This window comes from Ancylomarina sp. (assembly GCF_041555295.1).
Taxonomy (GTDB): Bacteria; Bacteroidota; Bacteroidia; order Bacteroidales; family Marinifilaceae; genus Ancylomarina.
This window is the reverse complement of the sequence record NZ_JBFFKR010000377.1, coordinates 1-2,728: the sequence shown is the minus strand read 5'-3', so window position 1 is coordinate 2,728 and position 2,728 is coordinate 1. Positions and strand designations below refer to the sequence as shown.

The following is a 2,728-nucleotide window of genomic DNA, read 5'->3' as shown; positions in this document are numbered from 1 at the left end:
TGAGTAAAAAAGGACGTGAAATGTTAGATGCAGCTGATTTAGCATATGTTCAAATATTTGCATCGAACCAACTGAACGAGTACGTTATTAAAAGTTTGAATGAACAAGGAGCCAGAATTGATGGCTACGGTGTAGGAACTGAATTGGTAACTGGAAATGATACCGGTGCACTTGATGGGGTCTACAAACTGGTTGAAAACAACGATAAGCCTTGTCTTAAAGTCTCTGAGAACATTGAAAAAATGACACTGCCCGGGCAGAAGAAAGTTGTCCGATACATCGATAAAGATGGGATGTTCTTTCGTGATGCCATTCTGCTTATAGAGGAAGAGAATGTCGATCAAATCTACCACCCTTTTCACTCGCACAAAACAACAGAGCTGAAAGATTGTACGGCTGAAACTTTGAATCAACTGGTTATGGATAATGGCAACATCTTAGTTGAAGAACAAAGCCCAAGTGAGATAAATGCCTACTTGAAAAAGCGATTTGCCCAACTGCCTGATGAACACAAACGCTTTATCAGTCCTCACATCTATAAAGTTGGGGTTTCCAGAAAAGTTCTCAATCTGAAAAATGAGATGCTTAAGGGAATTCAAAAGAAAATGAACTAGAAAATACACAAACAACAATCCATGGATATCAGAATACACATCAAACAACCCACTCTATTACTTGATAAGAAGAAATGCATTAGCAATATCGAAAATATGCTCGATCGTGCTAAGCGATGCAACCTAAGCTTTCGTCCACATTTTAAAACACATCAATCGGCTGAAGTTGCAGAATGGTTTCGTGAACTGGGTGTAGATAAAATAGCCGTATCGTCTTTAAAAATGGCTCAGTATTTTGCTGACAATAAATGGGAAGATATTACGGTTGCCATGCCCATCAACCTAAGAGAGATGGATATCGTTGACGAATTGGCTGGAAAAATCAAGCTTAATATCTTGGTTGAGTCCGCAGAAAGTATTCATCATCTTGAAGCAGAGCTAAACAACAAGGTGAATGCCTATATTAAGGTAGACACGGGCTACCATCGCACAGGAATTGCAGCTGACGATACCAAAAGCATTCAAAACTTACTCGATTATATAAAAGCCTCCACCCGACTTGAATTCAAAGGCTTTATTGCGCACTCAGGTCACAACTATCAGGCTAGTGATGCCAATGAAATTCATAAGAATCACAAAAAAACAGTTCTCGATTTAAACGAGCTTAAGGATGTATTCAGATCTCAGTTTCCTGACCTGGAAGTTTCACTTGGCGATACACCTGCCTGTAGCATTAGCGATGAGTTTTTTGGAATCGACGAAATCCGCCCTGGTAACTTTGCCTTTTATGATATGATGCAATTCGTTTTGGGATCTTGTGAAGAAGACGAAATTGCAGTGGCTATGGCTTGTCCGATTATTGCCAAGCATGCCGACAGAAACGAGCTTGTTATATATGGTGGTGGCGTTCATTTCTCTAAGGAATATCTCGAAGCCGATGACGAAGGCACCAAACTTTTTGGCTCGCTGGTCGATATCAAACCTGATGGTTGGAGTCCAATTTTGGGTGGTGGATTTCTTTCTAGCTTATCGCAGGAACATGGTATTATTAAATGCAACGAAGAACTGTTCTGCGAATACAAAGTGGGCGACCTTATTGGTATTCTACCTATTCATTCTTGCATGACAGCCAACCTGATGGGAAGTTATCTGACTCTTGAGGCTGAAACCATTGAGATGATGAAATAATAAACTGATAAGTTGATGTGAAGATATGGTGATATGGAGATAGAATTCACAAGTTTCAATTTCACAAAAAATAGGTGTATTGAAAAGAGTCAAAAGACATTTCACAGACACCTTTCATAGAGCCATATCTCTGCTCTAAATAAGTATAAAATAGCTCGACTCTAATCGAGCTATTTTGTTATTATATCGATTCTCAAAAGGGTACCTTTTTAAGTGCATGAAGGATGTTTTTTACTGCCTGCAAGCACTTATTTAGTCCTTGTTTGGACTTCCGAAGTGCAAGCAAGATGTTTTTTAGTCCAAACAGTCACTTATTTTTATCCTCTTTGAACTTCCGAAGTGCACGCAAGATGTTTTTTACTGCCTGAAAGCACTTATTTAGTCCTTGTTTGGACTTCCGAAGTGCAAGCGAGATGTTTTTTAGTGCTCACGGTCACTTATTTTCATACCGTTTGAACTCTTTTACATACCCTAGGTACCTTTTTAAGTGCAAGCGAGATGTTTTTTAGTCCAAACGGTCACTTATTTTCATACCGTTTGAACTCTTTAGCATACCCTAGGTACCTTTTTAAGTGCAAGCGAGATGTTTTTTAGTCCAAAGAGGCACTTATTTTAATCCTCTTTCGACTTCCGAAGTGCTTACGGGATGTTTTCTACCCCCTCTCAAAAACCTGACAGGTTTACTTGCGTCTTATTTATTTAACCTGTCAGGTTAACCGTGTAATGTTTAAACAAAAATAGCCCGATTCTCATCGGGCTATTTATATACTATATCAATCGAAGCTTAGTTCTTCGAAGGAATATTCTTAAGAGTTTCAACGGTGAAATCCCAAAATTTCTGAACAGTATCGATCTTCACTTTCTCATCTGGAGAGTGAGGGAAACGAATGGTTGGTCCGAATGAAATCATATCCCAATGTGGGTAATTAGAACCTAACAAACCACACTCTAAACCAGCGTGAATTGCCATAACCTCAGGAATCTTA

The 2,728-nt window shown here is 39.0% G+C and carries 1 protein-coding gene and 2 pseudogenes; 2 read left to right on the top strand and 1 reads right to left on the bottom strand.

What is annotated here, in order from left to right:
- Positions 1-614, top strand: a pseudogene (locus ABY905_RS16160) (hypothetical protein); the annotation flags it as partial.
- Positions 615-635: 21 nt separating this feature from the next.
- Positions 636-1,742, top strand: a complete 1,107-nt coding sequence (locus ABY905_RS16155; RefSeq protein ID WP_372645734.1) for an alanine racemase — start codon at positions 636-638, stop codon at positions 1,740-1,742.
- Between the two features lie 784 nt (positions 1,743-2,526).
- On the opposite strand, the pseudogene ABY905_RS16150 reads toward ABY905_RS16155, so the two are convergent.
- Positions 2,527-2,728, bottom strand: a pseudogene (locus ABY905_RS16150) (cytosol nonspecific dipeptidase); the annotation flags it as partial.

What these genes read in the sequence shown, in the direction of transcription:
- ABY905_RS16155 (WP_372645734.1), top strand. Translation starts at nt 636, where the DNA reads ATGGATATCAGAATACACATCAAACAACCCACTCTATTACTTGATAAG.